Here is a 24,749-nt window from a genome sequence, read left to right as displayed (position 1 = left end):
AAAATACGGTTGTGGCTAGTTTAGCATAAGGCTCGTTAAAATTAACGGTTCTGCCAAATGCTTAATGCGCCCTTACGTGTAGAAACATACAGCTGGTTGTCGATGACGCGTAAGTTACGCACTTCTCCAGAAGTTTTTGCACGACCGGTAATCTGTCCGGTACGCGGATCAATCAGGTGCAAAACGCCATCCAGATCGCCGACCACCAGGTCAGTACCCAGCATCACCGGGTTACTTAACTTGCGGTTCAGCAACCGGTCATTTTCCCAAAGGAGTTGACCTGAAGTAATCTCAAAGGCTTTGATTTTGCCATCAGTTTGCGCCACAAATACGCCATTGCCCACAACTTCTGGACGCTGGATACTGCTGGCATCTTCACTCCAGACCACCTGTTGTGAAGCCAGATCCAGTACAGTCACCTGACCTTGATAGCTAGTAGTCACCACAAACTGGCCTGCAACGACCGGTTCACCATCAATATCCACCAGACGCTGGATATCAGAACGCCCATCAGACACTGCTACACGGCGCTGTAATTTCGGTATACCACTTAAAGCATCCAGCACATAGATATAAGCATTGGAAGAGCCAATCAACACATTACGCGCATCTAATGCAACCGGTGCAGCCATGCCACGCAGGCTGAATTGTACATTAGGCAAATTATAAGTCCAGACTTGTGCACCTGTCGCGATTTCATGCGCATACACAGTACCGTCATTGGTCACGCTAATGACACGCCCGGCATGAATTAATGAAGGGGCCAGTAAGGCACCGGTCAATTGCGCAGTCCATTTTTGTTCACCAGTTTGCTGGTCCAGTGCGAAAAGCTGGCCTTTCTGGTTACCGACAACCACGATTCCCTCAGCTGCTTCCACACCGGAACTTAAACCATCTTTGCTGACTTTTTTCTGCCACAGACGCTGCTTGCCCTTAAAAGCAGAAACTTCACCTTTTGGATCTATCGCAAAAACCACGCCATTGTCTGCATCCAGACGTAAACGCAATGGATCGGCAGCCTCTGTCGCAGCCACACTAGTGGAAAATACGGGCACCAGTGTTTTGGCTTGGGTCAGTTTTGGAAGTGGATTCGGTTTTACTTCTGGAACTTTATTGGTTTTACCTGCACAGCCAGCCAATGCAAGCGTTAAAACAGTCAAGGCACAGGTAATTTTGTATTTTCTATTCATTCAGCTTCTTCCGCTTGTGTTTCTATAATTGGGCGTTCGATTTCCGGATCATCGACCAATACGCCTACGCTTTCGAGCTTCATCTGTAAAATCTGACGTTCTTCTTTACGTTCAATCAAAGCATCCCATGCACTTTGATATACTTTTTTAGCATTTTCAATATCATTTTTGGCAACATAGATATCGCCACGAGCTTCATCGGCGGTTGCTTTGAATGCAGGCTCAGTCACTGCTTCTAAAGTTTTTAATGCAGCATCATATTTTTTCTGCGCCAATTGTGCATAAGCCAGACGAAGTTTGACTACCTGAACCAGGCCTTTATCGTCTACTTTCGAATTTTCAACTTTCTGTAGCGCTTTCTCGGCCGCAGCATAATCTTCTTTATCATAAGCCAGTTTTGCCATCACCAACTGAGTCTGAATCGCCTGCGCTGAATCAGGGGCTTCCTTGACAATTTTATCTGCAGTTTCAGACAGCTGAGCAAAACCATCGCCTTTCGATGCCTGTGCATCATCCATCAACTGCTGAACTCTGGCAGTGTTCATTTGCGACTCTGCCAGGTTTTTCTTCTGCCAATATTCCCATCCGAAAAAGGCAATCAGCGCAATTAAAATCCCGGTAATCATCGAAGAACCATATTTCTTCGTAAAGGATTTTAAGCTTTCAAATTGTTCATCACCACTCATTGCGCTCATGAGATTACCCTTTTCCTAATGTTTTATCGATTATTTTGAAGAAATTTTAGTACTAAAAAATGCAACGAAGTCCGTAAATGGCACATTCGATTGCTCTGCAGTTGCCAGCTCTTTCACGGTAAATGCCTGAGCTTCCAGTTCACGTTCCCCTAAAATCGCTGCATATAAAGCACCTGCCTGATCGGCCTTTTTCATTTGCGATTTCATTGAACCCTGTGAGCCCACTTTCAGTCGAATCTGACTGCCCGCTGCTTCCAGCTGATCCCGGATCTGTTCTGCAATGACCAAAGCTTTACCTTGAGCAGCCGGTTCAGCCACCAGGAATACTTCACAATCACGTGTCGGGGTATTGTCTTCAACCTGTTCCAGCAGAAGCAATAAACGCTCGATCCCCATGGCAAAACCAACAGCAGGGACAGATTGATCAGGCTTACCTTTAAGTTGCCCCACCAGACCGTCATAACGGCCACCGGCACATACCGTACCCTGTGAACCCAAATGGGTTGTGGTCCATTCAAAAACAGTTTTGTTGTAATAGTCCAGACCACGTACCAGTTTTTGATTGATCACAAAACTGATGCCTGCATCAGTCAAGTACTGTTGTAGCTGGGTAAAATGTGCCAGCGTTTCTTCACCCATAAAGTCATGCAGTTTCGGTGCATTTTCCAAGATACTTTGTGTTTTGGCATCTTTAGAATCCAGAATACGCAGTGGATTGGTGGTTAAACGACGCTGAGAATCTTCATCCAGATCCGCTTTATGTGACTCTAAAAATTCAACCAGTGCCGCACGATATGCTGCACGCTCATCCGACTCACCGAGTGTATTTAACTCAAGCTGAACCTTGTCTGCCACACCCATACGTTTCCACAGACGCGCCGTCATCAGAATCAGTTCTGCATCCATATCTGGCGTTGCCACACCAAACGTTTCTACACCAAACTGGTGGAACTGACGGTAACGGCCTTTTTGCGGTTTTTCATAACGGAACATGGGTCCGATATACCAGACGCGAGGCGTCGCACCGCGCAGCAGGTTATGCTCCAGCATGGCACGCACACAACCCGCCGTCCCTTCAGGACGCAGCGTCAACGACTCAGGCGGATTACCCTTGTCGAGGAAGGTATACATTTCTTTTTCAACGATATCGGTTGCATCACCGATCGAACGTTTGAACAGATTGGTCTGCTCAACCATAGGCAAACGGATTTGTTGATAGCCATAGGCATCCATCAAACCGGATAGATGCTGTTCAAGACGTCTCCAAGCTGGGGTTTGCGTTGGGAGAATGTCATTAAAACCTTTGATTGCGACGATTGAACTCATGATCTACTCAGGAAAACTTGTACGAATAATTTCTTTAGATTTAGCTTCTTCAAGCTCGGAAACACGTTGACGAACCATGGTTTCGATTTCATCAACCAATTGATTCGTGTCAATTAAATGACTCTTTTCACCATTACGGTACACCAGTGAACGCGGACTTGCACCTACCACACCAATATCAGCTTCTTTGGCTTCACCCGGCCCATTGACCTTACAGCCAATGACAGAGACATCCATTGGAGTACGAATATCTTCTAAACGCTCTTCAAGTTGCTGCATCACCGAAATCACATTAAATTCCTGACGTGAACAGCTTGGGCAGGCAATGAAGTTAATCCCGTTGGAGCGCAGACCCAGCGATTTCAGAATATCAAAACCGATTTTAATTTCTTCTTCAGGCTCGGCAGCTAAGGAAATACGCATGGTATCGCCAATGCCTTCCATCAGCAGGCCACCCAAAGCGATCGCAGATTTAACCGAACCGGTACGGTAAATACCCGCTTCCGTGACACCCAGATGGAGCGGATTATCAATTTGCTGTGACAGCAAACGATACGCATCCATGGTCAGGAATACATTCGATGCTTTGACTGAAATTTTGAATTCCTGGAAATCCAGACGGTCTAAAATATCGATATGGCGCATCGCAGATTCAAGCAGTGCCTGACCAGTCGGCTCGCCATATTTCTTTTGAATATCTTTTTCCAGTGAGCCGGCATTGACACCGATTCGCATGGAAATGTCGTTATGACGTGCTGCGGCCACGACTTCACGAATTTTCGCTTCAGAACCGATATTGCCCGGGTTAATCCGCAGGCAGTCTGCACCCAAATCGGCAACTGCCAAAGCAATTTTATAATCAAAGTGAATATCGGCGACCAAAGGCACATTGACCTGCTTGCGAATTTCACCAAATGCCGCTGCCGCTTCCATCGTTGGCACAGAAACCCGCATAATATCCGCACCAGCATCGACGCAGCGCTGGATCTGTGCAACCGTAGCTGCCACATCACAGGTTTCAGTATTGGTCATGGACTGGATACTGATTGGTGCATCACCACCCACATAAACTGAACCCACACGAATTTTACGTGTTGGACGACGTTTAATTGGATTTATGATCATTGTTCTGCTCTACTCTTGATCTGTTAAGGTGATAAACGGAATTCTGCTTTTCCGTTCACAGTGTAGGGTGACAATGAAATATTTTCATTATTCAAACTGAGCGATACAGCCGAGGCATCATCCAGACGAATCTGGAATGGTGCTTCACCATTGAGCTGCAAGCTTGATGCCTGACGGCCAGTTGCCAGAACATTGCCCGCCGAGTCCACAATATGCACAGAGGTCGGACGCTTAAACTCAAGTTTCAGCTGGTCGCCCGAAAGCGCGTTACCTGTATCCAGATTCAGAATCTCGACATTAGAAGCGCCCACTCCAGAGACTTCACTGCTATTTTGTGAATTACTACTTGACCAGTTCTGAATCATGGCAAAAAGTGCACCCAAAATCAGTAGCACTACCAGCGTAATAAAAATGCGCTTTAACCACTTACGATTGCGGTCCCGCTTGGAGCCTGGTAATTTCCCCATAATTTTAATAGGAGAATTGTTCAGGGCATGATTCGGCAGCAACCCGGTATCATTGGTATAAATTTCATCAAAACGCTGAATAATGCTTGAAGCATCAACACCCAGAAATTTGGCATAAGTCCGGTAATAACCTTTAATGAAGGTCGCTTCAGGCAAAGACTTATATTCGTCCTGTTCCAGTGCAGTCAGGGTTTTGAGCGGAATATTCAGCTCTTTCGCTACATCTTCCAGATTGCGTTGCTGATTGATACGAATCTGGCACAAGTACTCGCCCGGACGTTGAATATTTCCTAACGCATTTGGAGCTACGCTCGAATGATTCGATGGTGAATTAGGATTTACTTCCATACGGCCTCAGTACTGTACTGTAATTGCAAATAACGTTGGTATTCCTGGCTTTCAGGAAAGAGTGCACGTAACTGGTTGACCAATACCTGCATACCCAACTGATCACCTCCGGCACGCGCAGTGCGAATGCCAATCCAGAGTGCACGGGCACCCTGATTTTTCTGCCCCACACCACGCACAAACTGTTGATACATTTGTGTCGCCGCCGGGAACTGCTGGTTCAAATAAAATATTTCTGCCAACTCTAACATTGAAATATAAGAATCGCGATTGGCTTGCAGCGCCTGTTTGAATGATTTTTCAGCATTTGCTGTATCACCCAGTTTCAGGTAAATCCGCCCCATATTTTCCAGTGCGCGGAATCGCTGATCATAACCCAACGTGGCACCAGCAATTTGAAACTGCTCGATCGCATCATTATAGCGTTCAAGCTGATATAAATAGGTGCCGTAATTATTTCGCGCCTGCGCATTTTTCGGATCGGCCGAAATCGCACGCTTGAAATAATGATCTGCTTTTTCGAGATTAAGCTTACTACCTTCCTGTTGCAGTAGCACGCCCATCATCATATTTGCTTGAGAATCGCGCGGAGTAGTCTCAAGTGCCTGATCCAGCGCGCGTTTGGCTGCATCCAGGTCACCTGTTCTCAGATATTCTACCGCCAATTGGGTACGGACTTTGGTGGCCTTTTCAGGGTCTTTCTGACCCAGATTCGGCGTCTGACACGCGACTAAAACCAAAGACACACATACTGTTGAAATCAAAGCAAACTTTGATGTTAGATTTCTCAACTGGCGACCTCTTATTATCCTTGTGAGCGCATGATCTCATTCGATTGCGCAATTTTCTTTTTCCACTGTTCCGCACGACGGGTACGGTCAGCAACTTGTCCGACTAACTGTCCGCACGCGGCATCAATGTCATCACCGCGTGTCTGACGAATCGTACACACAAAACCGGCATCAGACAAAGTTTTTTGGAAAGAAATAATCCGGTTGCGGCTTGAGCGGCCATATGGCGCATGCGGGAACGGATTAAAAGGAATCAAATTAATCTTGCTTGGCAAATTCTTCAACAGCTTAATCATTTGCTGCGCATGTTCAGGATGGTCATTCACGCCATCTAACATCACATATTCAATCGTTACATGTTTACGTGAACTTTCATTCCCATCTTTGGCAATATAACGCTGACATGCAGCAATCAGCTGCTCAAGCGGATATTTTTTATTGATCGGCACCAGCTCGTTACGCAGTTCATCATTTGGCGCATGCAATGAAATAGCCAGCGCCACGTCAATATCTTTGACCATCTGATCGATTTTCGGCACCACACCAGAAGTCGATAAAGTCACACGACGTTTTGACATGCCGTATGCAAAGTCATCCAGCATAATGCGCATTGAATTCAATACTGCATCGTAGTTGAGCAATGGCTCGCCCATGCCCATCATCACCACGTTTGTGACTGAACGTTCACGCTCAAGTACAGGCACATCTTCCATATACGAATAATTCGCCATCCAGAGCTGACCGATAATTTCCGCCTGGGTCAAATCGCGCTGAAAACCCTGTTTACCGGTCGAACAGAATGAACAGTCCAGTGCACAGCCCACTTGTGAAGAAATACACAAAGTGCGACGTAAACCACTGCGATGTTCAGCAGGAATCAGTACCGTTTCAACAAGAGAACCTTCACCATCGCCAACACGGAATACCCATTTACGGGTTCCATCTTTGGAATAGTTTTTATGCACCACTTCCGGTGCTTTAATTTCACAAATCTTTTCCAGTTTTTCACGCAGTTTGCCGGAAATATTGGTCATTTCAGCAAAATCGGTCACGAAGAACTGGTGAATCCATTTCATGACTTGCCCGGCACGGAACTTCTTCTCACCCATATCCTCAAAGAATTTCTCCATTTGCGGACGAGACATGCCGAGTAGGTTCACTTTTTCTACAGCATTTTGCTGTGCCGGAGTGGACGGAGATGGTTGCTGTGCAGCTGAAACTGCAGATACAGCGACGACTTCAGTACTCATGTGTATTACCTAAACCATGCCTAAAGATGAAAGGAGAAGCTCAATATGTGAGCAAAGAATTATTCAGAGAATAAAAAAACCAGATAAGTATAATAACACTTATCTGGCTTGAATACTGCGAATTAACGAGTACGTGGAGCAATCTCAGTTTGCGCGAAGAAGTAGTTAATTTCGCGGTCAGCAGATGCTACAGAGTCAGAACCGTGAGCAGCATTTTCGTCGATGCTTACAGCGAAATCTGCACGGATTGTACCAGGAGCAGCTTCTTTAGGATTTGTCGCGCCAAGGATGTCACGGTGAGCAAGGACAGCATTTTCGCCTTCAAGAACTGAAACAACCACTGGACCAGAAGTCATGAATGCAACTAGGTCAGCAAAGAAACCACGTTCTTTATGCTCAGCGTAGAAGCCTTCAGCTTCAGCTTGAGTCAAATGTTTCATTTTAGTTGCAACAATTTGAAGACCAGCTTTTTCAAAACGAGCAAAGATGTCGCCGATGTGGTTTTTAGCAACTGCGTCTGGTTTAACGATAGATAAAGTACGTTCGATAGCCATGATGGCTCCTTAAGTCAATTGTTGACATGAAATTTTGGCGCATTATACCGAGATAATGCGCATTTTTCTGCTTTTCATCTGTAAAAAAATGCTTTTTTAAGATGAGGGCTTAGCGTGCCTCGTCAATCCATGCCATTTGAATAGCTTCCAGCAGACCTTCAGTCGACTTGGTCGGATCATCTTCAAATTCAGGCAAGGCACATACCCAGGCATGTAAATCGGTAAAACGAACCCACTGCGGGTCCACATCAGGATGCGCTTCGTAGAGTTCAATCGCGATATCGAGAGTATCTGTCCAACGTAAACCCATCTCTATTTCTCACCATAATTGCTTTGATGCTGTACTTTAACAAATCTGTAAAAATCTGCGAGCCTTTGTCCCGGCTTTCATTTATTTTTACAACACAATATTTAAATAAGGTGCAGTCAGGACAATGGTAATTGCCATCATGCCACCCAGAATAGCCCCAACCACGACATCACTTGGATAGTGCAAGCCCAACACCATTCTGGACACTGCGACCAGAACTGTAAAAGGCAACATCAGCATCAGCAATAAAGGGGCGACATAGCCTAAAACAGTGGTTGCCATGACAGCATGCAAGGTATGCCCGGAGGGAAAACTAAAATGGTCCAGAGGATGTTCACCTAGACGGATGACCTGATGCACCTGATAAGGACGTGGTCTCACCGTTTTAATTTTTAGCATCTTGTAAATGATAGTCGCTACGGTGCTTCCCAGAATTAGATAAACAATTTGTGAGGTATAGATCAGGCCTTGCATGATCCAAACCAGTAACAGCATGAAATACCAAAATGCGCCATTCCCTAAGCGACTAATAATTTTAAAAAAAGTAGCAATTCGTGCTGAATGCGAAAAATGATTCAGATAGACACAGCCTTTTAAATCAATTGCCAAAAACTTAATTTTTACATTCTGGAGTTTCACACTGTTGCTCCTTTCTTGTTTTATATATTGTATTCCTGATGCCGTACCAGTGAATACAATGCTTGTTCAAACTGCCGGACAGGATACTGCCAGCCGACCGTTTCTGCCTTTTTACGTGCTTGTACGCCCATCTGTCGCAATCTGTACAGATCAGGCAATCCAAGCAACTGCTGGATAAAATCCTGCTGGTTGCCAAGCCTGCTTAACCATCCTGTTTGACCATGTCGCACATGTAAATTTGCACAGGCATAATCATAAGCAATCACCGGCAAACCACTGGCCATCGCTTCCAGCACCACATTTCCAAAGGTTTCTACCTGACTGGCAAAACAGAAAACATCGGCACTGGCATAAACTTCAGACAGGTTTTTCCCGGTTAAGCTGCCAGTAAAAAGAATGCTGCCATCCTGATTCAGCTGTTGCAGTCGGGTCCGGTCTGGTCCATCTCCCACAACCACCAAACGTATATCTTGCTGGTGAAGCTGGCGCAGAACAAAGTAGGTTTTGATCAGCACGTCAATTTCCTTTTCAGGCGAGAGCCGCCCAACATACAGCATCACACGGGTATCGCCTGAGACTCCCCAAGCATAACGCAAATCCGATGAGCGCCACTTTGGTGAAAATGTATCTGGATCAACACCTCTGCCTACGATTGCCACTGGACAGGATATGTCAAACTGCTTTAAGGCTTGAGCAGTATCCCGACTTGGGACACAGGTTAAGTCAGTATTGTTATGAAACCACTTTAAATAGCCCTGAATGGGTTTAAGCAAAAAAACCAGATCAAAAAACCGGCTGAACTCCTGAAATGACGAATGAAATCCGCTAGATACTGGAATTTTATGAAATTTTGCAAGCTGCTGAGCCGCTAATCCTAAAGGTCCCTCAGTCACAATATGAATAATATCCGGTGCAAAAGCTTCAACAGCTTGATGAATTTTCAGGAATTGTAGTCTGCCAAACTGCAAATTGCTGTACTTGGGAATGCAATGTGCCTTAACCAGACATTCGTTATATGGTTTGAATTCGGTACAGACGTGATGTTGTTCAGGACGAATTAATAAAATCTTATGTCCCTGCTTTTGCAATCCTTTGCAAAGTTGTAATAACGCGTGGGCAACGCCATTGATTTCAGGAGGCCAGGTTTCAGTAACAATGGCAATTTTCAAACGGGAACGGGTCAGATCGTCTAAGACCATTTTGTCATGAGTAGACTGTTTACGTTGTTGTTTTAAATCAAACCGGATTTTTTGAATAACAGGCTGTTGCTTTAATAATTCTGAGATGGACATGGGTTGCATCTCGCACCTATTTTATTTGTATATTTGATCCACTATAAGCAGAAGATATGACCAACTTATGAATCATAAAAAGAAAAGGAAAAGAGGATTATTTTTAAAACTATTAAGCGGATCAATAAATAAATCTCTATCAAATTAATCTCACTCGCCATAGGAACGCATTATTATATAAATCTGTATTTCAACCTGATGCCCACCTCAAATGAAGTGCACCAGTTATGATCTTATTTCAAGAGCAACAGCCTGTGAAAACTAGAAGGAAATATCTATCGAAACCCGATCGCTGTATCTGCCTGCGGGAACTCCATTTAAAGGATTATCCTCAAGCTGAACTGAAACAATGTATTTTTGTCGCTGGGCTGCCCCCTGATTGAGCCTCACCCCCCACAAATTACTGTTGGCGCCGGTCAAATTTAATTTGGTACGCAATTTATAAGGACCATTGGAAACATAGCTCACACCACTTGAACTGACCAGATTCTGACTATTAAACAGGATCGAATAGCCAGTATCGCATGAAATATTAAATGAGGTGGCGGACTGACTACGCTGGTAACTCGCCAGACGCAATTCCGGATTCGTAAATCCATCAATTGAGCAATGTTGGGCATTCGCGATCCCCCCCATGCTCACTAGAATAAATAAAAAAAGTTTTTTCATTTTTACACCTATCTGCATATGGTTTCCAAAATTTGATTTTCTGAATTTTGAAATTGATTTTGAGGAACAATCAATTGAGCCTGGCATTGCTGGCCACCTTGTGTTTTTATTTTAAGCCGGTATTGGCCGGGTTGAATCAGATATAAATAGACAATCCCCTGACTGTCCACAAAAGATGGATCACTGCTTAAGCCCTCAACCACCACTTCTGAACCTGCTATTAAATTATTTTGTTTAAAGTCTTTTATTCTTAATGGAATCCGCTTGGTTTTATGAATAGGGAAATCTAATTTATATCCGCGTTGATCCAGGCCAATTATTTTCTTGGAAGAATGTGTAAAAGTTTCTTCCATCGACAATTGGTTATGGTCAAAAGAAATATCATAATTAATATAAGGAATAATATTATGTATAAACATATAACCGTTATTATTGGTACTTCCTACCAAAGTGGCAGAACGATAGATATCTAACTCTGGATGCTGATCTACATTGACCAATGCAAAGGCATTATCTGCATATTTGGTAAATGCTACCTTATTCCCCAGCCAAACTAAGGCCCCGTCAAACACGGCCTGTGAATTGCGCTGGTCTTCAAACTCATCATGTGACAGCTGCAAATTCCCGATGCTGGTTTTCCATAAACCATAGGCATTATAATTAACTTCATTATCGCGCTGATTTACTCCGAGAATATAATCGAAACCATTTTGAGTCATGGTTCTTCTACTATAACTTAAGCCAGTTTCATTATTATCAGTATCATGATCTAGATAAACTTGACCTTTCCCCTCCCAATCGTAAGAAAAAGCAATGTTAAACCCTCCATCATCACCTTCTCCAAAGTCCTTAAAAAAACCAAAACTTGTATATAAATTATCTGTTAGTTTTTTTGATGCTCTAATATCAAAAATTTTACGATCATCTTCGAAAAAATCTTCAGTAGCGTAACTTGACTGCTGAATATAACTGAGATTTAAACTGTCAATAATTTTTAAATTAGAAAAATTAAAATAGATAATATCTGAAGTTTTAAGATTAGAACTGTAATCATCCTCACTTAAGTATTCATATTTTTTAGTAAAATACCGGCTATTAATCCCTAATGACCAGTTTTCAAAATCCCGTGTTATGGCAACAGATCCTGCATAGCCCCGCTGGTTTTCCTTATCATCTTTACTTACTGAAAATGCCGTATCCAGCAAAAAATACTTACTCACCCCTTGGGTCCATAACAAGTCAAAGTTACTTACTTTCTCACTATATAAAAGATCTCCACCCAAGGTAGTTGAAAAGGTAAGTCCTCTCCGGAAAAACAGTTTAGTAAAAAACTCGCGATAATCATTATCAACATAATCATAATTATATCTTAGCTTTCCCAAGGAAATATTATATTCATTGAGTCTAGGCTTTAATAAACGGTTATTAATATATACAGGGAAGCTTCTAACTGTTTTATTCCCTAAAATATCCTCCACCACAATTTGCGCATCGCCTGCCTGATTTACAATTGAGCCTGCGGGCAGATTATAATTACCTGGTACAACTGAATCTTTATATAAATTTATGCCATTAATATATAAATCTATAGTTGAAGGCAGGCTGGCACTGCCATTCAAAGCAGGGATATTCCAGTAAACAAAATCTGGACGATCAGTATAAATGGTCCCAAGACTTAAACCTCCAAAACGAAAGGAACTATTTAAAGTATTATAAGGACTGGTGGTATCCCCTAGTGTTAATCTTAAAAACCTTTCAGGAAATTCAAAGTCCAAACTACTTCTTACTCTTAAGAATTTCTTTTCTTGGCCTTCAGGTTCATTCCGATATAAAAAGGCATTTTTAAATAACCAGTAATCTTTAAATACTCCAACTTCTGAAAATGTATTAAATTCCTGATCACGACTATCTCTACTGTAGAATAAATTATAGTTAATGAATCCCCCAAAATCCGCCTTTGCGGGCTGCAATACTTCTAGATCATAAGCCTGATCTTCAAAATAGCTGACTGGAAAATTAATTTTAATTGCCTGAAGGCTATAGTCATCCTCTACTGTAATTCCTGTTTGAGTGATTAAACAGAAATCTTTTTTCTTTAAATGGCGTTGAAAATTTTCTACTTTAATTCCTAGGTTATGCAAGGGATCACATTCAATAAATTTTTTCCTGTCCTCCGTGAAAGTAATTGCTTCAGTTTTATAATCCAGGCCATTTATCCATATATTTACGATTAACATTTCCGGATCTTTTGTCTGGCCTTGTACCGGACTAGTATTTGCTTTTACAGGCGTCACCCCAATACCACAGACTATCATCATAAGAATTTTAGTGGCTCTCATAGCACTTCCTTTGACTATTTTTATTCTTTTGCCAATCCGTTCTAAGCACTGATAGGGTATTCTAAATATTCCCCATATTCTTCTACTTTTATTTTCAACTTCAGATTTCCAGTAGTTTTTATTTCCCCAATTTCAAATTTAATTTCATTCCCACTCAAAACATATTGGGTAAAATCTTTTTTTAATACTTCATTATTCAGATTATCTAATACTATAACCTCTACAATTTTTGCATGTGATTTGGCTTTATTTCCTACTTTTAAATAAGCTAAACCATTTACCTTTTCCAGATTTACATTAAGTTGTGGTGCTGAGTGTTTTTCTGTAAAAAGCGGCAAGGAAAAATTAAATAAAAAGTTGATCGATGAAGTGTCTTCTACAGGTGTAACTTCTTTAAAAATAACTCTCCATGCTTGCTGCTTTTCAGTACCTGTAAGTGGCTGACTAAATCCGATCCGGACTATCTGTTTGCTTTCCGGCTTTAACTCAAAGGTTCTTGGATTAAATAATAATGTTTTATCTTCAACGAGAACATCATCCCCCCTTTCATTCTGTTGCCATTTAAATGCAGAAATTTCATATATTTTTGAATATCTTAACCCTGTACTCTCAATATTAACCGTTGTACTTCTCTGTTTTTTAGAATTTTCAATATATAACTGGATTGGACTAAACTTTATTCCCGCAGAGAGAGTAGCACTACATAACAATAATAATAAAAATCCAATTATTTTTTTATGCATTTTTTACTCCAAAAACTTATTATAGTTATTATTCAATAAAAAAATTATTAAAATAGGAGATGATTCACACATCTCCTATCCGTTCAATACTTATTAAGAGTAAATTTCTTATTATTAGAATCGAACTTCGACATTATATGTGCCACGATAAGTACCCGCATCAGCTGCTGCAATCGCACTACCAGCCACTGTAGCTGCTACATCCCAACGATGAGCTTGCCCTTTAGTACTTGATTGAGCTCCAGAATAAGCCCGTCCACCACGTGTAGTCGTCACAGATACAGGTACAGAGTTCTGGCCACTGCGCAAATTATTTGGTGCATTAATATTTAATCGATAAGGAGCATTTGTGCTTACATTAAAGAAACCTGCATCGCTCCAGTTACCTCCCGTTGTTTGCGCAAGCGTCAATTGTGGTGTTTCCACATCCAAATCACAATGTCTTGGAACTTCCAGGACAATATCAATTTTTCCGTCACACTTATCTCCACATCCATGTTTGCCTGGCTTATGTGGTGTTTGGGAACCCGGTTTTCCTGCAGTCTGATTTGCATAAACTGCTGTTGAACCTAAACCAAAGCTCAATACTACGGTGGCTAATACTACTTGAGTTATTTTATTCATAAGTATGCTCCATTCCTTTTTGGAAGAATATATTTATTAAGTTTTACGCTTACATTTTGGACTCTTATTATTATGAGTAATGTTACTGTAGGCGTGCAGCCATCTTATTATTTTTCATTAAAAAACATATAGAAGCTCTATTATTCACACTACATTTGCTTATACTATATTTTTTAAATTTTTATTAAAAATTCTTTTTTTTACAAAGATATATATAAAACAACTATAATCCTGTTAAATTTATATCTATATATTATATATAAGAATGATTTTCTTAGAATCGCATTTTAAAAATATAAAATATTGATATTTATATTATTTTAAATAAAATTATCTGATTACATTAATCTCATTTTTAAATTTTACAAAGTCTTACAATTTACAATTAAATCCAATATAAATTTTGATTATAGAGATATTTTTTAATTAGTTTTCAAATAAAATCTGATTTTAAAATCTTGGCTTCCTTCTCTCCTAATAATTCTACCCAAGTAATATTAAATCTCAAATGATTTTTTAATTAAAAAGTCTAATACGCGATTTTATTTCATTATCCTCAGGTTAATCATTATTCACTTGAATTAATCAAGATAGTAGCTACTTCTCAATTAATTTATTACAACCTTATTCAAAATTTTATTATTTTAATTCATCTTGCTTTCGCTTACTTAACATGAAATCAAAAAAGCTTCTCTTTCACTATCAAAAAGCATTGCTTTGCCTGGAGCAAAAGACACGCAATGCTAGGTATAAAAAAACCCACTCTAAAAGAGTGGGTTTTTCGCATTCAAAATCAATTGATGCGAGAAATTAGTTTTTCTCTTTATCAGCGATTTTGTTTGCTTGGATCCAAGGTACGAAAAAAGAGGAAAGCGCTGCTTTCCTCTTTTTAAGGCACGAAACCTTAGTTCTTTTCTTTGTCTACGATTTTGTTTGCTTGGATCCATGGCATCATTGCACGTAACTTGTTACCCGTTACTTCGATACCGTGAGCAGCGTTTTGACGACGACGAGCAGTCATAGATGGGTAGTTCAACGCACCTTCTTGGATGAACATCTTCGCATATTCACCAGATTGGATACGTTTAAGTGCATTACGCATTGCTTCACGAGACTGTTCGTTGATTACTTCAGTACCCGTTACATATTCGCCGTATTCAGCGTTGTTAGATACTGAGTAGTTCATGTCCGCGATACCGCCTTCGAACATTAAGTCAACGATCAATTTAAGTTCGTGTAGACATTCGAAGTACGCCATTTCTGGAGCATAACCAGCTTCAACAAGAGTTTCGAAGCCCATTTTAACAAGTTCAACTGCACCACCACAAAGAACTGCTTGCTCACCGAATAAGTCAGTTTCAGTTTCTTCACGGAATGAAGTTTCGATAATACCAGTACGACCACCACCTACGCCTGAAGCGTAAGAAAGTGCAACGTTACGTGCATTACCAGAAGCATCTTGGTGAACCGCGATAAGGTCAGGAACACCTGAACCACGTTGGTATTCAGAACGTACAGTGTGACCAGGCGCTTTCGGTGCAACCATGATTACGTCAAGGTCTTTACGTGGAACAACTTGGTTGTAAAGAATTGAGAAACCGTGAGCAAATGCAAGAGTCGCGCCTTCTTTGATGTTAGGCTCAATTTCGTCACGATAAAGTTGAGCTTGAAACTCATCTGGAGTCAAAATCATAACTACGTCAGCTTGCGCAACAGCAGCAGCAACTTCAGCAACTTTAAGACCAGCATTTTCAGCTTTTTTCCAAGAAGTAGAGTTCGCACGTAGACCTACAGTTACGTCAACGCCAGAATCTTTCAGGTTAAGCGCGTGCGCGTGGCCTTGTGAACCGTAACCAATAATCGCTACTTTCTTAGATTGGATAATAGATAAATCACAGTCTTTATCGTAAAAAATTTGCATTGCTGTCTCCGCTTGAATGCTTGTTTATCTGTTAAATCAGGCAATGACCCTTAAATTCACATTGCCTGACCCCCTCTTCTTGTTCAGATGAGGAAATATTTAAAAATTTAGATTGTTAGAACTTTTTCGCCACGTGCGATCCCGGATACACCAGAACGTACCACTTCTAGAATCGTGTGTTCTGCAAGTGCATCAATAAACGCATCCACTTTCTCAGTAGTCCCTGCGATTTGAACGGTATAGGTCGTTGGTGTTACATCAACGATCTGGCCACGAAAAATATCCGCCGTACGTTTGATTTCGTCGCGAGAAGAACCCAATGCTTTCACTTTGATCAACATCAATTCACGCTCAATGTGCGCACCTTCAGACAGGTCCACTACCTTAACCACCTCAACCAGCTTGTTAAGCTGTTTGGTGATCTGCTCAATCTTGTGATCATCGCCATAGGTGGTCAATGTCAAACGTGACAGTGTTGGATCTTCAGTCGGGGCAACATTCAATGTTTCGATGTTATAGCCACGCTGTGAGAACAAGCCAACAAGGCGGGAAAGCGCGCCTGATTCGTTTTCTACGAGTACAGAGATAATATGTCTCATTTCGTGCGCTCCCCTTTCGCCAACCACATATCCTGCATCGACTGACCTGCAACCAGCATCGGATATACGTGTTCGGTACGGTCAACCATTACGTTAATAAATACGCATTTGTCATTGATTGCCATCGCTTCTTCGAGCTTGGATTCAAGCTCGTCTGCATGGTCAATCTGAATGCCGACATGGCCATAAGCTTCCATCAGCTTTGCAAAGTCAGGCAATGAATCTACATAAGAACTTGAATGACGTCCCTCATAGTTCATATCTTGCCATTGCTTCACCATCCCTAAAGACTGGTTATTCAGGCACAGGATTTTGACGTTCAGACCATATTGCTTACAGGTCGAAAGTTCCTGGATACACATCTGAATCGATGCTTCACCAGTAATACACACCACCTGCTGTTCCGGGAAGGCAAGCTTCGCCGCCATCGCATATGGCAGACCTACACCCATCGTACCTAGACCACCTGAGTTGATCCATTGGCGTGGACGCTTGTACTTGTAATACATCGCACCAAACATCTGATGCTGACCCACGTCAGAAGTGATGATCGCTTCGCCATTGGTTACCTTGTCCAATGCCTGAACCACTTGCTGTGGCTTCATTACGCCATTAGTACCCGCTTCAAAACGACCACCATGAACCTTGCGCCATTCATTGATCTGTTTCCACCATGCCGCAATCGCTTCAGGATTTGGCTTGGATACATTCATCTGCTTCAACTGGTTCAGCATTTCATTCAATACCGGCTCTACAGCGCCCACGATTGGGATATGCGCCATAATGGTTTTTGAAATCGTTGCCGGATCAATATCAATATGAATGACTTTGGCATTTGGACAGAATTTTGCAGGGTTATTGGTTACACGGTCATCGAAACGCGCACCTACACACAGAATCACATCTGCATTGTGCATGGTCATGTTGGCTTCATAAGTGCCGTGCATCCCCAACATACCGATGAACTGTTCATCATTACCCGGGAATGCGCCAAGACCCATCAAAGTATTGGTTACTGGATAGCCCAATAAATGCGCTAGCTCTGTCAATTGTTCTGAAGCATTGCCCTGAACCACACCACCGCCAGAGTAAATCACGGGGCGTTTAGCGTTGATCAATTCTTCAATCGCTTTACGAATTTGGCCCGAATGACCACGGAACGGTGGTTGATACGAACGCATCTTCACTTTTTCTGGGTATTCGTAAGCAAATTTTTCTGCAGGATTGGTCGCATCCTTTGGAATATCGATCACCACCGGGCCTGGACGGCCTGAGGACGCGATATAAAAGGCTTTCTTGATAATCGCAGGAATTTCACTGGCATGACGCACCTGGAAGCTATGCTTCACGATCGGACGGGAAATCCCGACCATATCGGTTTCCTGGAATGCATCTTCACCAATCAGATGACTCGCAACCTGGCCAGACAAAATCACCATCGGGATTGAGTCCATATAGGCTGTTGCAATTGGGGTTACCGTATTGGTTGCGCCCGGACCTGAAGTCACCAGCACAACACCGGTTTTACCTGTCACGCGCGAGTAGGCATCTGCCATGTGGCCGGCAGCCTGTTCGTGACGTACGAGGTAATGATTGATTTTGTCTTGTTGAAATAGCGCGTCGTAAATATGTAGTACTGCGCCGCCTGGGTATCCAAAAACATGTTCAACGCCTTCATCCGCTAATGCGCGAACGAGCATTTCACCACCAGATAGAAGTTCCAACGTGATTCACCCTAATATTATTCACTGCACAAATGGGAGGCATTTGCAGTGTTTCATTTGTTAACTGTCTGCACTGTTATAGCACACAAATTTCATAGTTTTCATAGCAATAGGAAAAAAATCTGATCTCTTCGCTGTTCGAGCAATACGAGACCTAAAACATGTTGGGATAAACATATTTTGCTTAGCTTTGTTCAATTTCTCGGCTAGAGAAATCGCCCACTGCATGAAATGACTCTTAGTCGAAGGGTGATCGATCTAAGGCATATAAAACTATTGCAGCATTCTTGTGTTTTCAGGCTTTAAAGTCAAGTTTAAAAAACAGGCAATCTGTACTTATAGCATTCAAATTTGCTGTTTTTAACAGCAATTACTGCTTGCAGCCATTCCCCAGCTTCCTACAACCTCAATTAATTTAATATAATTCATATACTTAATAGTTTATTTTTATAAATTTTTAATATGTCTTATATAAAAAAAATGAATGAATTTTTATTAAATCAAAGTAAACTGCTTATTAATAAATTTTGAATATGAAAATTTGTTAATGATTATTTAAATTCAAGCTTGTACTGGTTTTTTTAATTAATAGTGAATAAAACAGATAAAAATCCATCATTTTTACTAAAAAATTATTACAATAATTGCAGTATATTACGCCTAGAAAGACGAGGCCCAAGAACAATGAAAATATCTTTTTTAACTGCCTTCAGTCTGAGTTGTGCAGTTTCTTTGATCGTTTGTAGCAGCAGCGCTTCCGCGATCCAGTATCATAAATGGGTCGATGCAAAAGGTGTCACGCATTATACCAAAACCCCACCACCAAAATCCGCAAGGAAAGCCACCACAGTAGACACCTATGGCTGGAAAAATTCAGCTCCAACACTGCCTAGAACTGCTGAATCTGTAGAACAAACCGAGAATATTACTCAGGAACAGCTGCAACAATCACCTCAAGTTCCAGCGAATCAAGACCAGCAGCAACGCGAAGCCAATGAAGCATTGCAACAATCTAAAAATCGTGCAGTCGCTTTATAAGGCATCCCTCTATACAACAGTCATTTTTCTTCGGGAAATGCGGGTGCAAAATTCACTTTTAGGTGCATTTTGCGCTATGCTGTGCCTCATAATTTTTTAACCGTTCTCTTGTATTACGTATATGACTACTCACATTGACTCAGAATATCAAGCCAGTGCGATTGAGCCTCAAGTCCAGCAGGACTGGGAATCTCGCAAAGCCTTTAAAGTTGCCGACACTGTAGAAGGTCCACGTCGTTATATCCTCTCGATGTTCCCTTACCCAAGTGGCAAACTGCATATGGGTCATGTGCGTAACTATACGATTGGTGACGTGATCAGCCGTTTCCATCGTTTAAAAGGTGAAACTGTGCTTCAACCAATGGGTTGGGACGCTTTTGGTCTACCTGCGGAAAACGCAGCAATTGCGCATCAGGTTGCTCCTGCAAAATGGACCTTTGAAAACATTGATTACATGCGTAATCAGTTGAAAAAGTTAGGTCTTGCAGTGGACTGGGATCGCGAATTCGCAACCTGCACACCAGAATACTACCGCTGGGAACAATGGTTATTCGTTCAGCTGTATAAAAAAGGCCTGATCTACCGCAAGTTATCTACCGTGAACTGGGATCCAGTGGATCAAACTGTTCTTGCAAATGAACAAGTTGAAAATGGTCGCGGCTGGCGTTCAGGTGCGTTGGTTGAAAAACGTGATATTCCAATGTACTACTTCCGCATTACTGACTATGCGCAAGAATTACTTGATGATTTAGACACACTCAAAGACGGCTGGCCACAACAAGTTCTGACCATGCAACGTAACTGGATTGGTCGCTCACAGGGTATGGAAATCACCTTCCCTTCAGCAAATCCAGCAATCTATGCCGATGGTTTAACCGTCTTCACAACACGTGCCGATACATTAATGGGTGTGACGTATGTTGCAGTTGCAGCCGAACACCCCATGGCGCTTAAAGCAGCTGAAAACAATCCTGAATTGACTGCATTTATTGAAGAATGCCGTATGGGTTCTGTGGCAGAAGCTGACCTTGCGACTGCCGAGAAGAAAGGCATGGCAACAGGTCTTTCTGTAAAACACCCTGTGACTGGTGAAGAAGTTCCTGTTTGGATCGCGAACTATGTATTGATGTCTTACGGTTCAGGCGCGGTGATGGCGGTGCCTTCACATGATGAACGTGACTTCGAATTTGCCAATAAATATGGCCTGACCATCAAACAGGTGATTGATGCCAAAGGCGCAGATGACGCTGAGTTCTCTGCGACAGAATGGCAAGAATGGTATGGTTCTAAAGATGGCAAACTGGTTAATTCAGGCGAATTTGACGGTTTAGATTTCCAAGGTGCATTTGATGCTTTCCTTGCAAAACTGGAACCTCAAGAACTTGCCAATGTAAAAGTTCAATTCCGTCTACGTGACTGGGGTGTATCTCGTCAGCGTTATTGGGGTTGTCCAATTCCAATGATCAACTGCGACACTTGTGGTCAAGTACCAGTGCCTGAAGATCAACTTCCAGTGGTTCTTCCAACTGACGTTGTTCCAGATGGTTCAGGTAACCCACTCAACAAAATGCCTGAATTCTATGAAACGACTTGTCCATGCTGTGGTGGCGACGCACGTCGTGAAACAGATACGCTGGATACTTTCGTAGAATCTTCTTGGTACTATGCACGTTATGCATCTCCAGACTTTACGGGTGGCATGGTAAAACCTGAAGCAGGTCAAACTTGGCTTCCAGTGAACCAATACATCGGTGGTGTTGAACACGCGATTCTACATTTGCTTTATGCACGCTTCTTCCACAAACTGATGCGTGATGAAGGCGTGGTACAAGGCAACGAACCGTTCACCAACTTGTTAACCCAAGGTATGGTGCTGGCTGATACGTATTACCGCGAAGCTGAATCAGGTAAGAAGACTTGGTTCAACCCTGCCGATATCGAACTTGAACGTGATGAAAAAGGTCGTATCACTTCTGCGAAATACAAAGAAGATGGTCAAGACGTTGTCGTTGGCGGTCAAGAGAAGATGTCGAAGTCGAAAAACAACGGTATCGACCCTCAATCAATCATTGACCAATACGGCGCGGACACCGCTCGTGTATTCATGATGTTCGCAGCTCCACCAGATCAGTCACTTGAATGGTCTGATGCAGGTGTTGAAGGTGCTAACCGCTTCTTGAAACGTGTATGGCGTTTGGCGACTGGCTTCCTTGAAAAAGGCAACAACGCATCAACTATCGACAAAGCTGCGCTTTCAACTGCTGCGCAAGACTTGCGTCGTAAAACACACGAAACTATCCAAAAAGTGGGTGATGACATCGAACGTCGTCATGCATTTAACACTGCCATTGCAGCGATGATGGAACTTCTAAACGCGAACAACAAGTTTGAAGCGAAAGATGACAATGATGTAGCGGTTGCACGTGAGTCTATTACAACGCTTCTTACATTGCTTGCGCCATTTGCACCGCACTTAAGTCAAACATTATTGGCTCAGTTTGGCATCGAATTGGAAAAAGTATTGTTCCCATCTGTGGATGAGTCTGCATTAACACGTAATACGCAAACTATCGTAGTTCAGGTGAACGGTAAGCTTCGTGGCAAACTAGAAGTGTCTGTTGATGCATCTAAAGATGACATCCTAGCTCAAGCAAAAGCATTACCTGAAGTTCAACAATTCTTGACCGGTCCAACCAAGAAAGAAATTGTAGTACCAAATAAATTAGTGAACTTGGTGGTTTAAAAATCTCCCCTAGCCCCTCTTTAAAAAAGAGGGGGAAAGCCTCCCTTTTTAAAGGGAGGTTTGGAGGGATTTAATCTTTACCTAGAAAAAGGTAGGGATTAAAAAACAATTCCCAAACAAAGCCCGTTGCCAGTCAACGGGCTTTGACTTTACAATCCAGATCAGAATTTCAAATATTCCCCTTTGGGAAGCATAGAGGGCAACACATGCATTTGGGCAAACGTTTAGCAGCAATTGTTTTAACTTGTGGTCTGAGTGCAGGCTTGACCAGCTGTGGCTTCCATCTGAAAGGAACCAATCCGAGCTCCGCACCTGTTGCTTACTCTGTTATGAGCCTGTCTTTACCACCCGACACTGACGAACTGCAAGAAAAACTGGCGGTTTACCTGGGTGCAGCAGGCATACAACTGAGTAATGCACCGAATGCATATGTGTTGCGTGTCTTGGATTATGCTCCTCGCCGTCTGGAACTGAATGGTAAACTGGTCGAAACCTTGTTGCGCTTAAATGTGACGTTTCAGATTGAAGATGCACAAGGCAATCCGATCACTGAACCACGAACTGTAGTAGCCACCCGTTCTTATCAATACGACATTGAAACAGTAAACACTGATGACCAAGAACAAAAGTTTCTGGATCATGTGATTATTGATGATGTGGCTCAGCAGATCGCACGTCAGATCTCATCAAACCGCTTACCATTAGTCAAACAAAATACCCCACCACAACCTGCTCAATAAGACTGCCATATGAAACTTGATTATCTGCAAGCCCTCAAACGTGTCGACGCAGCTCGCGGTGCCTGGGTATTGCATGGTCAAGAGCCTCTATTAGAACAGAATTTAATTGATGCCTTCCGTTCCACCTGGCAAAAGCAGGATATTGAACGTCAGCGCTATGACATTAGTTCGGTCGCTGACTGGAAAACTGTTTTTAATGCCTTAAACAGCCTGTCGCTATTTTCAACACAATTGGCAATTGAAGTACATGGCAATATCAAGCCGGATGCCAGCGGGCTAAAACTGCTGAAAAGCTATCTACAGCAAGACAGCGATAACCTGCTTTTGGTGGTCATGCCGAAGCAGGATGCCAACAGTCTGAAATCCAGCTTTTTTCAGGTGATGGATGCCAATGGGGTGAATGTCTCACTGGTGGCAAATTATCCCAAAGACCGTCAGCAAATTCTCAGTATTGAAGCAGAAAAGCTTGGCATTAAACTGGCGAATGATGCATGGCAATGGCTGGAACAGCATCATGAGCATAATTTACTGGCAGCCAAAAACAGTCTGATGCGCGTGGCTGATACTTTTGCTGAAGTAGAGATAATCCAGATTGAACATCTGTATGCCTGCTTACAGGACCAATCCCGTTACAGTACCTATGACCTGAGTGATGCCCTGCTAAATGGCAACCTGTTGCAATCTATCAAAATCTTTCAATATCTAATTGCTTCAGGTGAACCGATGAGCCTGATTTTGTGGAGCATCAGCAAAGAAATGCGTCTGTTGATGCAATTGTTTGAACAACCTCAAAATGCGTTACAAATCGGCATCTGGAAGACAAAAGTGAGCTTGTATCAACAGGCCTTGCGTCGCTTGAGTCCACAACGCTTTTTGACCTGGCCACAGCTTTTAATCCGGATTGATGCCGCTATTAAAGGGATGTCCAGAGAGAACCCTGAACATCTGATCTTACAGGCCATTACTGAAATGTGCGGTCAAACCTTGTTTGCATCCCAGCATGCCTAACTGAAGAAACGTGCAAACCAGCCTTTGCCTTTTTTCTTTTCCTGCGTTCGCAGGTAACTCAACATATTGTCACGTACTGCATCGACATAGTCCTGATCATCATGTTGAATATGGTTAATTAGCCATTTAGATAGCAGACGATATAAATCTTTTTCAATGGACTCGCCTTGTTCAAATCTCAGACGATAATCATTGAGCCGTTTGACAAATAATTCGTGAATACCGCGATGTGAAGGTAAATACTGATAATTTACCTGTTGCAGCAAATTTTCTTCAAAGCTGAAATGTGACTGGGTATAGTCAATTAAATCATCTAGAATTTCCTTGATTTTATCGCGTTTCCCCGTATTTTTAACTTGTTCCAAAGTATTTATATAATCCAGAATTTGCCGGTGCTGGTGATCAATCACCTCAATTCCAATATTGTAACTTTCATTCCATTCCATCTATACACCTCATTAATTTTATTAGTAAAGTCGTATTATTTTTTGCTGACAAATAGGCGATTTTTTCCGCACAAATAAAACCATAATTTTTTTATGGAATTAAATATTACAAGCTTTATTTATTTAAATCTATATGTAAAACATAGATTTTTTTAATTTTTAAAAGAA

At 42.1% G+C, this 24,749-nt stretch carries 23 protein-coding genes; 4 read left to right on the top strand and 19 right to left on the bottom strand.

Features of this window, described 5'->3' with window-relative positions:
* Window positions 1-41: 41 nt before the first annotated feature.
* The 18 genes from bamB to AY607_RS07910 form a co-directional block, all read right to left on the bottom strand.
* On the bottom strand, window positions 42-1,190 hold the full coding sequence (gene bamB / locus AY607_RS07995) for an outer membrane protein assembly factor BamB (protein WP_064102280.1): 1,149 nt from the start codon (window positions 1,188-1,190) through the stop codon (window positions 42-44).
* Window positions 1,187-1,885, bottom strand: a complete 699-nt coding sequence (locus AY607_RS07990) for a YfgM family protein (protein ID WP_064094773.1) — start codon at window positions 1,883-1,885, stop codon at window positions 1,187-1,189. The genes bamB and AY607_RS07990 overlap by 4 nt, the downstream gene beginning before the upstream one ends.
* A 30-nt stretch (window positions 1,886-1,915) precedes the next feature.
* On the bottom strand, window positions 1,916-3,211 hold the full coding sequence (gene hisS, locus AY607_RS07985) for a histidine--tRNA ligase (RefSeq protein WP_064102279.1): 1,296 nt from the start codon (window positions 3,209-3,211) through the stop codon (window positions 1,916-1,918).
* A gap of 3 nt (window positions 3,212-3,214) precedes the next feature.
* A complete protein-coding gene (ispG, locus tag AY607_RS07980; protein ID WP_064094775.1) occupies window positions 3,215-4,336 on the bottom strand; it encodes a flavodoxin-dependent (E)-4-hydroxy-3-methylbut-2-enyl-diphosphate synthase in 1,122 nt (373 codons plus the stop codon).
* 23 nt (window positions 4,337-4,359) lie between these two features.
* Window positions 4,360-5,151 (bottom strand): helix-turn-helix domain-containing protein, encoded by a 792-nt coding sequence (locus AY607_RS07975; RefSeq protein WP_064102278.1) that lies wholly within the window; start codon window positions 5,149-5,151, stop codon window positions 4,360-4,362.
* The gene (gene pilW / locus AY607_RS07970; RefSeq protein ID WP_064102277.1) at window positions 5,142-5,942 is read right to left on the bottom strand and encodes a type IV pilus biogenesis/stability protein PilW; all 801 of its coding nucleotides are present in this window, start codon (window positions 5,940-5,942) and stop codon (window positions 5,142-5,144) included. The genes AY607_RS07975 and pilW overlap by 10 nt, the downstream gene beginning before the upstream one ends.
* A gap of 14 nt (window positions 5,943-5,956) precedes the next feature.
* Window positions 5,957-7,192: a 23S rRNA (adenine(2503)-C(2))-methyltransferase RlmN gene (gene rlmN, locus AY607_RS07965; RefSeq protein WP_064094777.1), complete on the bottom strand. Its 1,236-nt coding sequence runs from the start codon at window positions 7,190-7,192 to the stop codon at window positions 5,957-5,959.
* Between the two features lie 122 nt (window positions 7,193-7,314).
* On the bottom strand, window positions 7,315-7,746 hold the full coding sequence (ndk, locus tag AY607_RS07960; protein ID WP_064094778.1) for a nucleoside-diphosphate kinase: 432 nt from the start codon (window positions 7,744-7,746) through the stop codon (window positions 7,315-7,317).
* Between the two features lie 109 nt (window positions 7,747-7,855).
* Window positions 7,856-8,056: a Fe-S cluster assembly protein IscX gene (gene iscX / locus AY607_RS07955; RefSeq protein WP_064094779.1), complete on the bottom strand. Its 201-nt coding sequence runs from the start codon at window positions 8,054-8,056 to the stop codon at window positions 7,856-7,858.
* A gap of 87 nt (window positions 8,057-8,143) precedes the next feature.
* A complete protein-coding gene (locus AY607_RS07950) occupies window positions 8,144-8,695 on the bottom strand; it encodes a phosphatase PAP2 family protein (protein ID WP_064102276.1) in 552 nt (183 codons plus the stop codon).
* A 20-nt stretch (window positions 8,696-8,715) separates the two neighbouring features.
* A complete protein-coding gene (locus tag AY607_RS07945) occupies window positions 8,716-9,996 on the bottom strand; it encodes a glycosyltransferase family 4 protein (protein WP_064102275.1) in 1,281 nt (426 codons plus the stop codon).
* A gap of 252 nt (window positions 9,997-10,248) precedes the next feature.
* Window positions 10,249-10,656: a hypothetical protein gene (locus AY607_RS07940; RefSeq protein ID WP_064095173.1), complete on the bottom strand. Its 408-nt coding sequence runs from the start codon at window positions 10,654-10,656 to the stop codon at window positions 10,249-10,251.
* Window positions 10,657-10,664: 8 nt separating this feature from the next.
* A complete protein-coding gene (locus tag AY607_RS07935; protein ID WP_064102274.1) occupies window positions 10,665-12,995 on the bottom strand; it encodes a fimbria/pilus outer membrane usher protein in 2,331 nt (776 codons plus the stop codon).
* 41 nt (window positions 12,996-13,036) lie between these two features.
* Window positions 13,037-13,738, bottom strand: coding sequence for a molecular chaperone (locus AY607_RS07930; protein ID WP_064102273.1), 702 nt, complete (start codon window positions 13,736-13,738; stop codon window positions 13,037-13,039).
* A gap of 114 nt (window positions 13,739-13,852) precedes the next feature.
* Entirely contained in the window at window positions 13,853-14,323 is a 471-nt protein-coding gene (locus tag AY607_RS07925; protein WP_225215684.1) for a hypothetical protein, read from the bottom strand.
* 943 nt (window positions 14,324-15,266) lie between these two features.
* Window positions 15,267-16,283 (bottom strand): ketol-acid reductoisomerase, encoded by a 1,017-nt coding sequence (ilvC, locus tag AY607_RS07920; protein WP_064102272.1) that lies wholly within the window; start codon window positions 16,281-16,283, stop codon window positions 15,267-15,269.
* A gap of 107 nt (window positions 16,284-16,390) precedes the next feature.
* On the bottom strand, window positions 16,391-16,882 hold the full coding sequence (gene ilvN, locus AY607_RS07915) for an acetolactate synthase small subunit (protein ID WP_064094785.1): 492 nt from the start codon (window positions 16,880-16,882) through the stop codon (window positions 16,391-16,393).
* Window positions 16,879-18,606 (bottom strand): acetolactate synthase 3 large subunit, encoded by a 1,728-nt coding sequence (locus tag AY607_RS07910; protein ID WP_064102271.1) that lies wholly within the window; start codon window positions 18,604-18,606, stop codon window positions 16,879-16,881. Before AY607_RS07910 ends, ilvN begins: the two co-directional genes overlap by 4 nt.
* A gap of 684 nt (window positions 18,607-19,290) precedes the next feature.
* On the opposite strand from AY607_RS07910, the gene AY607_RS07905 reads away from it, so the two are divergent.
* The 4 genes from AY607_RS07905 to holA all read left to right on the top strand — a co-directional run bounded on the left by AY607_RS07905 (window position 19,291) and on the right by holA (window position 24,135).
* A complete protein-coding gene (locus AY607_RS07905; protein WP_064094787.1) occupies window positions 19,291-19,644 on the top strand; it encodes a DUF4124 domain-containing protein in 354 nt (117 codons plus the stop codon).
* A 121-nt stretch (window positions 19,645-19,765) separates the two neighbouring features.
* The gene (gene leuS, locus AY607_RS07900) at window positions 19,766-22,387 is read left to right on the top strand and encodes a leucine--tRNA ligase (protein WP_064102270.1); all 2,622 of its coding nucleotides are present in this window, start codon (window positions 19,766-19,768) and stop codon (window positions 22,385-22,387) included.
* A gap of 206 nt (window positions 22,388-22,593) precedes the next feature.
* Window positions 22,594-23,127 carry an LPS assembly lipoprotein LptE gene (lptE, locus tag AY607_RS07895; RefSeq protein ID WP_064102269.1) on the top strand — a complete coding sequence of 178 codons (534 nt, stop codon included), beginning with the start codon at window positions 22,594-22,596 and terminating at the stop codon, window positions 23,125-23,127.
* Between the two features lie 9 nt (window positions 23,128-23,136).
* Entirely contained in the window at window positions 23,137-24,135 is a 999-nt protein-coding gene (holA, locus tag AY607_RS07890; RefSeq protein ID WP_064102268.1) for a DNA polymerase III subunit delta, read from the top strand.
* On the opposite strand, the gene AY607_RS07885 is transcribed toward holA, so the two are convergent.
* On the bottom strand, window positions 24,132-24,581 hold the full coding sequence (locus tag AY607_RS07885) for a bacteriohemerythrin (protein ID WP_064094791.1): 450 nt from the start codon (window positions 24,579-24,581) through the stop codon (window positions 24,132-24,134). The two genes, holA and AY607_RS07885, sit on opposite strands and share 4 nt — an antisense overlap.
* Window positions 24,582-24,749 lie beyond the last annotated feature (168 nt).

Origin of the sequence: Acinetobacter sp. SFA, from assembly GCF_001647535.1 — a bacterium.
Classification (GTDB): domain Bacteria; phylum Pseudomonadota; class Gammaproteobacteria; order Pseudomonadales; family Moraxellaceae; genus Acinetobacter; species Acinetobacter pecorum.
This window is presented reverse-complemented; position numbering and strand designations above follow the sequence as displayed.

Excerpts from the sequence above, each read along its gene's own strand:
- AY607_RS07940 (WP_064095173.1), bottom strand. The coding sequence starts at position 10,656 with ATGAAAAAACTTTTTTTATTTATTCTAGTGAGCATGGGGGGGATCGCG.
- ilvN (WP_064094785.1), bottom strand. The coding sequence starts at position 16,882 with ATGAGACATATTATCTCTGTACTCGTAGAAAACGAATCAGGCGCGCTT.
- AY607_RS07975 (WP_064102278.1), bottom strand. The coding sequence starts at position 5,151 with ATGGAAGTAAATCCTAATTCACCATCGAATCATTCGAGCGTAGCTCCA.
- iscX (WP_064094779.1), bottom strand. The coding sequence starts at position 8,056 with ATGGGTTTACGTTGGACAGATACTCTCGATATCGCGATTGAACTCTAC.
- lptE (WP_064102269.1), top strand. The coding sequence starts at position 22,594 with ATGCATTTGGGCAAACGTTTAGCAGCAATTGTTTTAACTTGTGGTCTG.
- leuS (WP_064102270.1), top strand. The coding sequence starts at position 19,766 with ATGACTACTCACATTGACTCAGAATATCAAGCCAGTGCGATTGAGCCT.
- bamB (WP_064102280.1), bottom strand. The coding sequence starts at position 1,190 with ATGAATAGAAAATACAAAATTACCTGTGCCTTGACTGTTTTAACGCTT.
- ispG (WP_064094775.1), bottom strand. The coding sequence starts at position 4,336 with ATGATCATAAATCCAATTAAACGTCGTCCAACACGTAAAATTCGTGTG.
- hisS (WP_064102279.1), bottom strand. The coding sequence starts at position 3,211 with ATGAGTTCAATCGTCGCAATCAAAGGTTTTAATGACATTCTCCCAACG.
- AY607_RS07935 (WP_064102274.1), bottom strand. The coding sequence starts at position 12,995 with ATGAGAGCCACTAAAATTCTTATGATGATAGTCTGTGGTATTGGGGTG.
- AY607_RS07885 (WP_064094791.1), bottom strand. The coding sequence starts at position 24,581 with ATGGAATGGAATGAAAGTTACAATATTGGAATTGAGGTGATTGATCAC.
- AY607_RS07905 (WP_064094787.1), top strand. The coding sequence starts at position 19,291 with ATGAAAATATCTTTTTTAACTGCCTTCAGTCTGAGTTGTGCAGTTTCT.
- holA (WP_064102268.1), top strand. The coding sequence starts at position 23,137 with ATGAAACTTGATTATCTGCAAGCCCTCAAACGTGTCGACGCAGCTCGC.
- AY607_RS07990 (WP_064094773.1), bottom strand. The coding sequence starts at position 1,885 with ATGAGCGCAATGAGTGGTGATGAACAATTTGAAAGCTTAAAATCCTTT.
- ndk (WP_064094778.1), bottom strand. The coding sequence starts at position 7,746 with ATGGCTATCGAACGTACTTTATCTATCGTTAAACCAGACGCAGTTGCT.
- rlmN (WP_064094777.1), bottom strand. The coding sequence starts at position 7,192 with ATGAGTACTGAAGTCGTCGCTGTATCTGCAGTTTCAGCTGCACAGCAA.
- AY607_RS07945 (WP_064102275.1), bottom strand. The coding sequence starts at position 9,996 with ATGCAACCCATGTCCATCTCAGAATTATTAAAGCAACAGCCTGTTATT.
- AY607_RS07930 (WP_064102273.1), bottom strand. The coding sequence starts at position 13,738 with ATGCATAAAAAAATAATTGGATTTTTATTATTATTGTTATGTAGTGCT.
- ilvC (WP_064102272.1), bottom strand. The coding sequence starts at position 16,283 with ATGCAAATTTTTTACGATAAAGACTGTGATTTATCTATTATCCAATCT.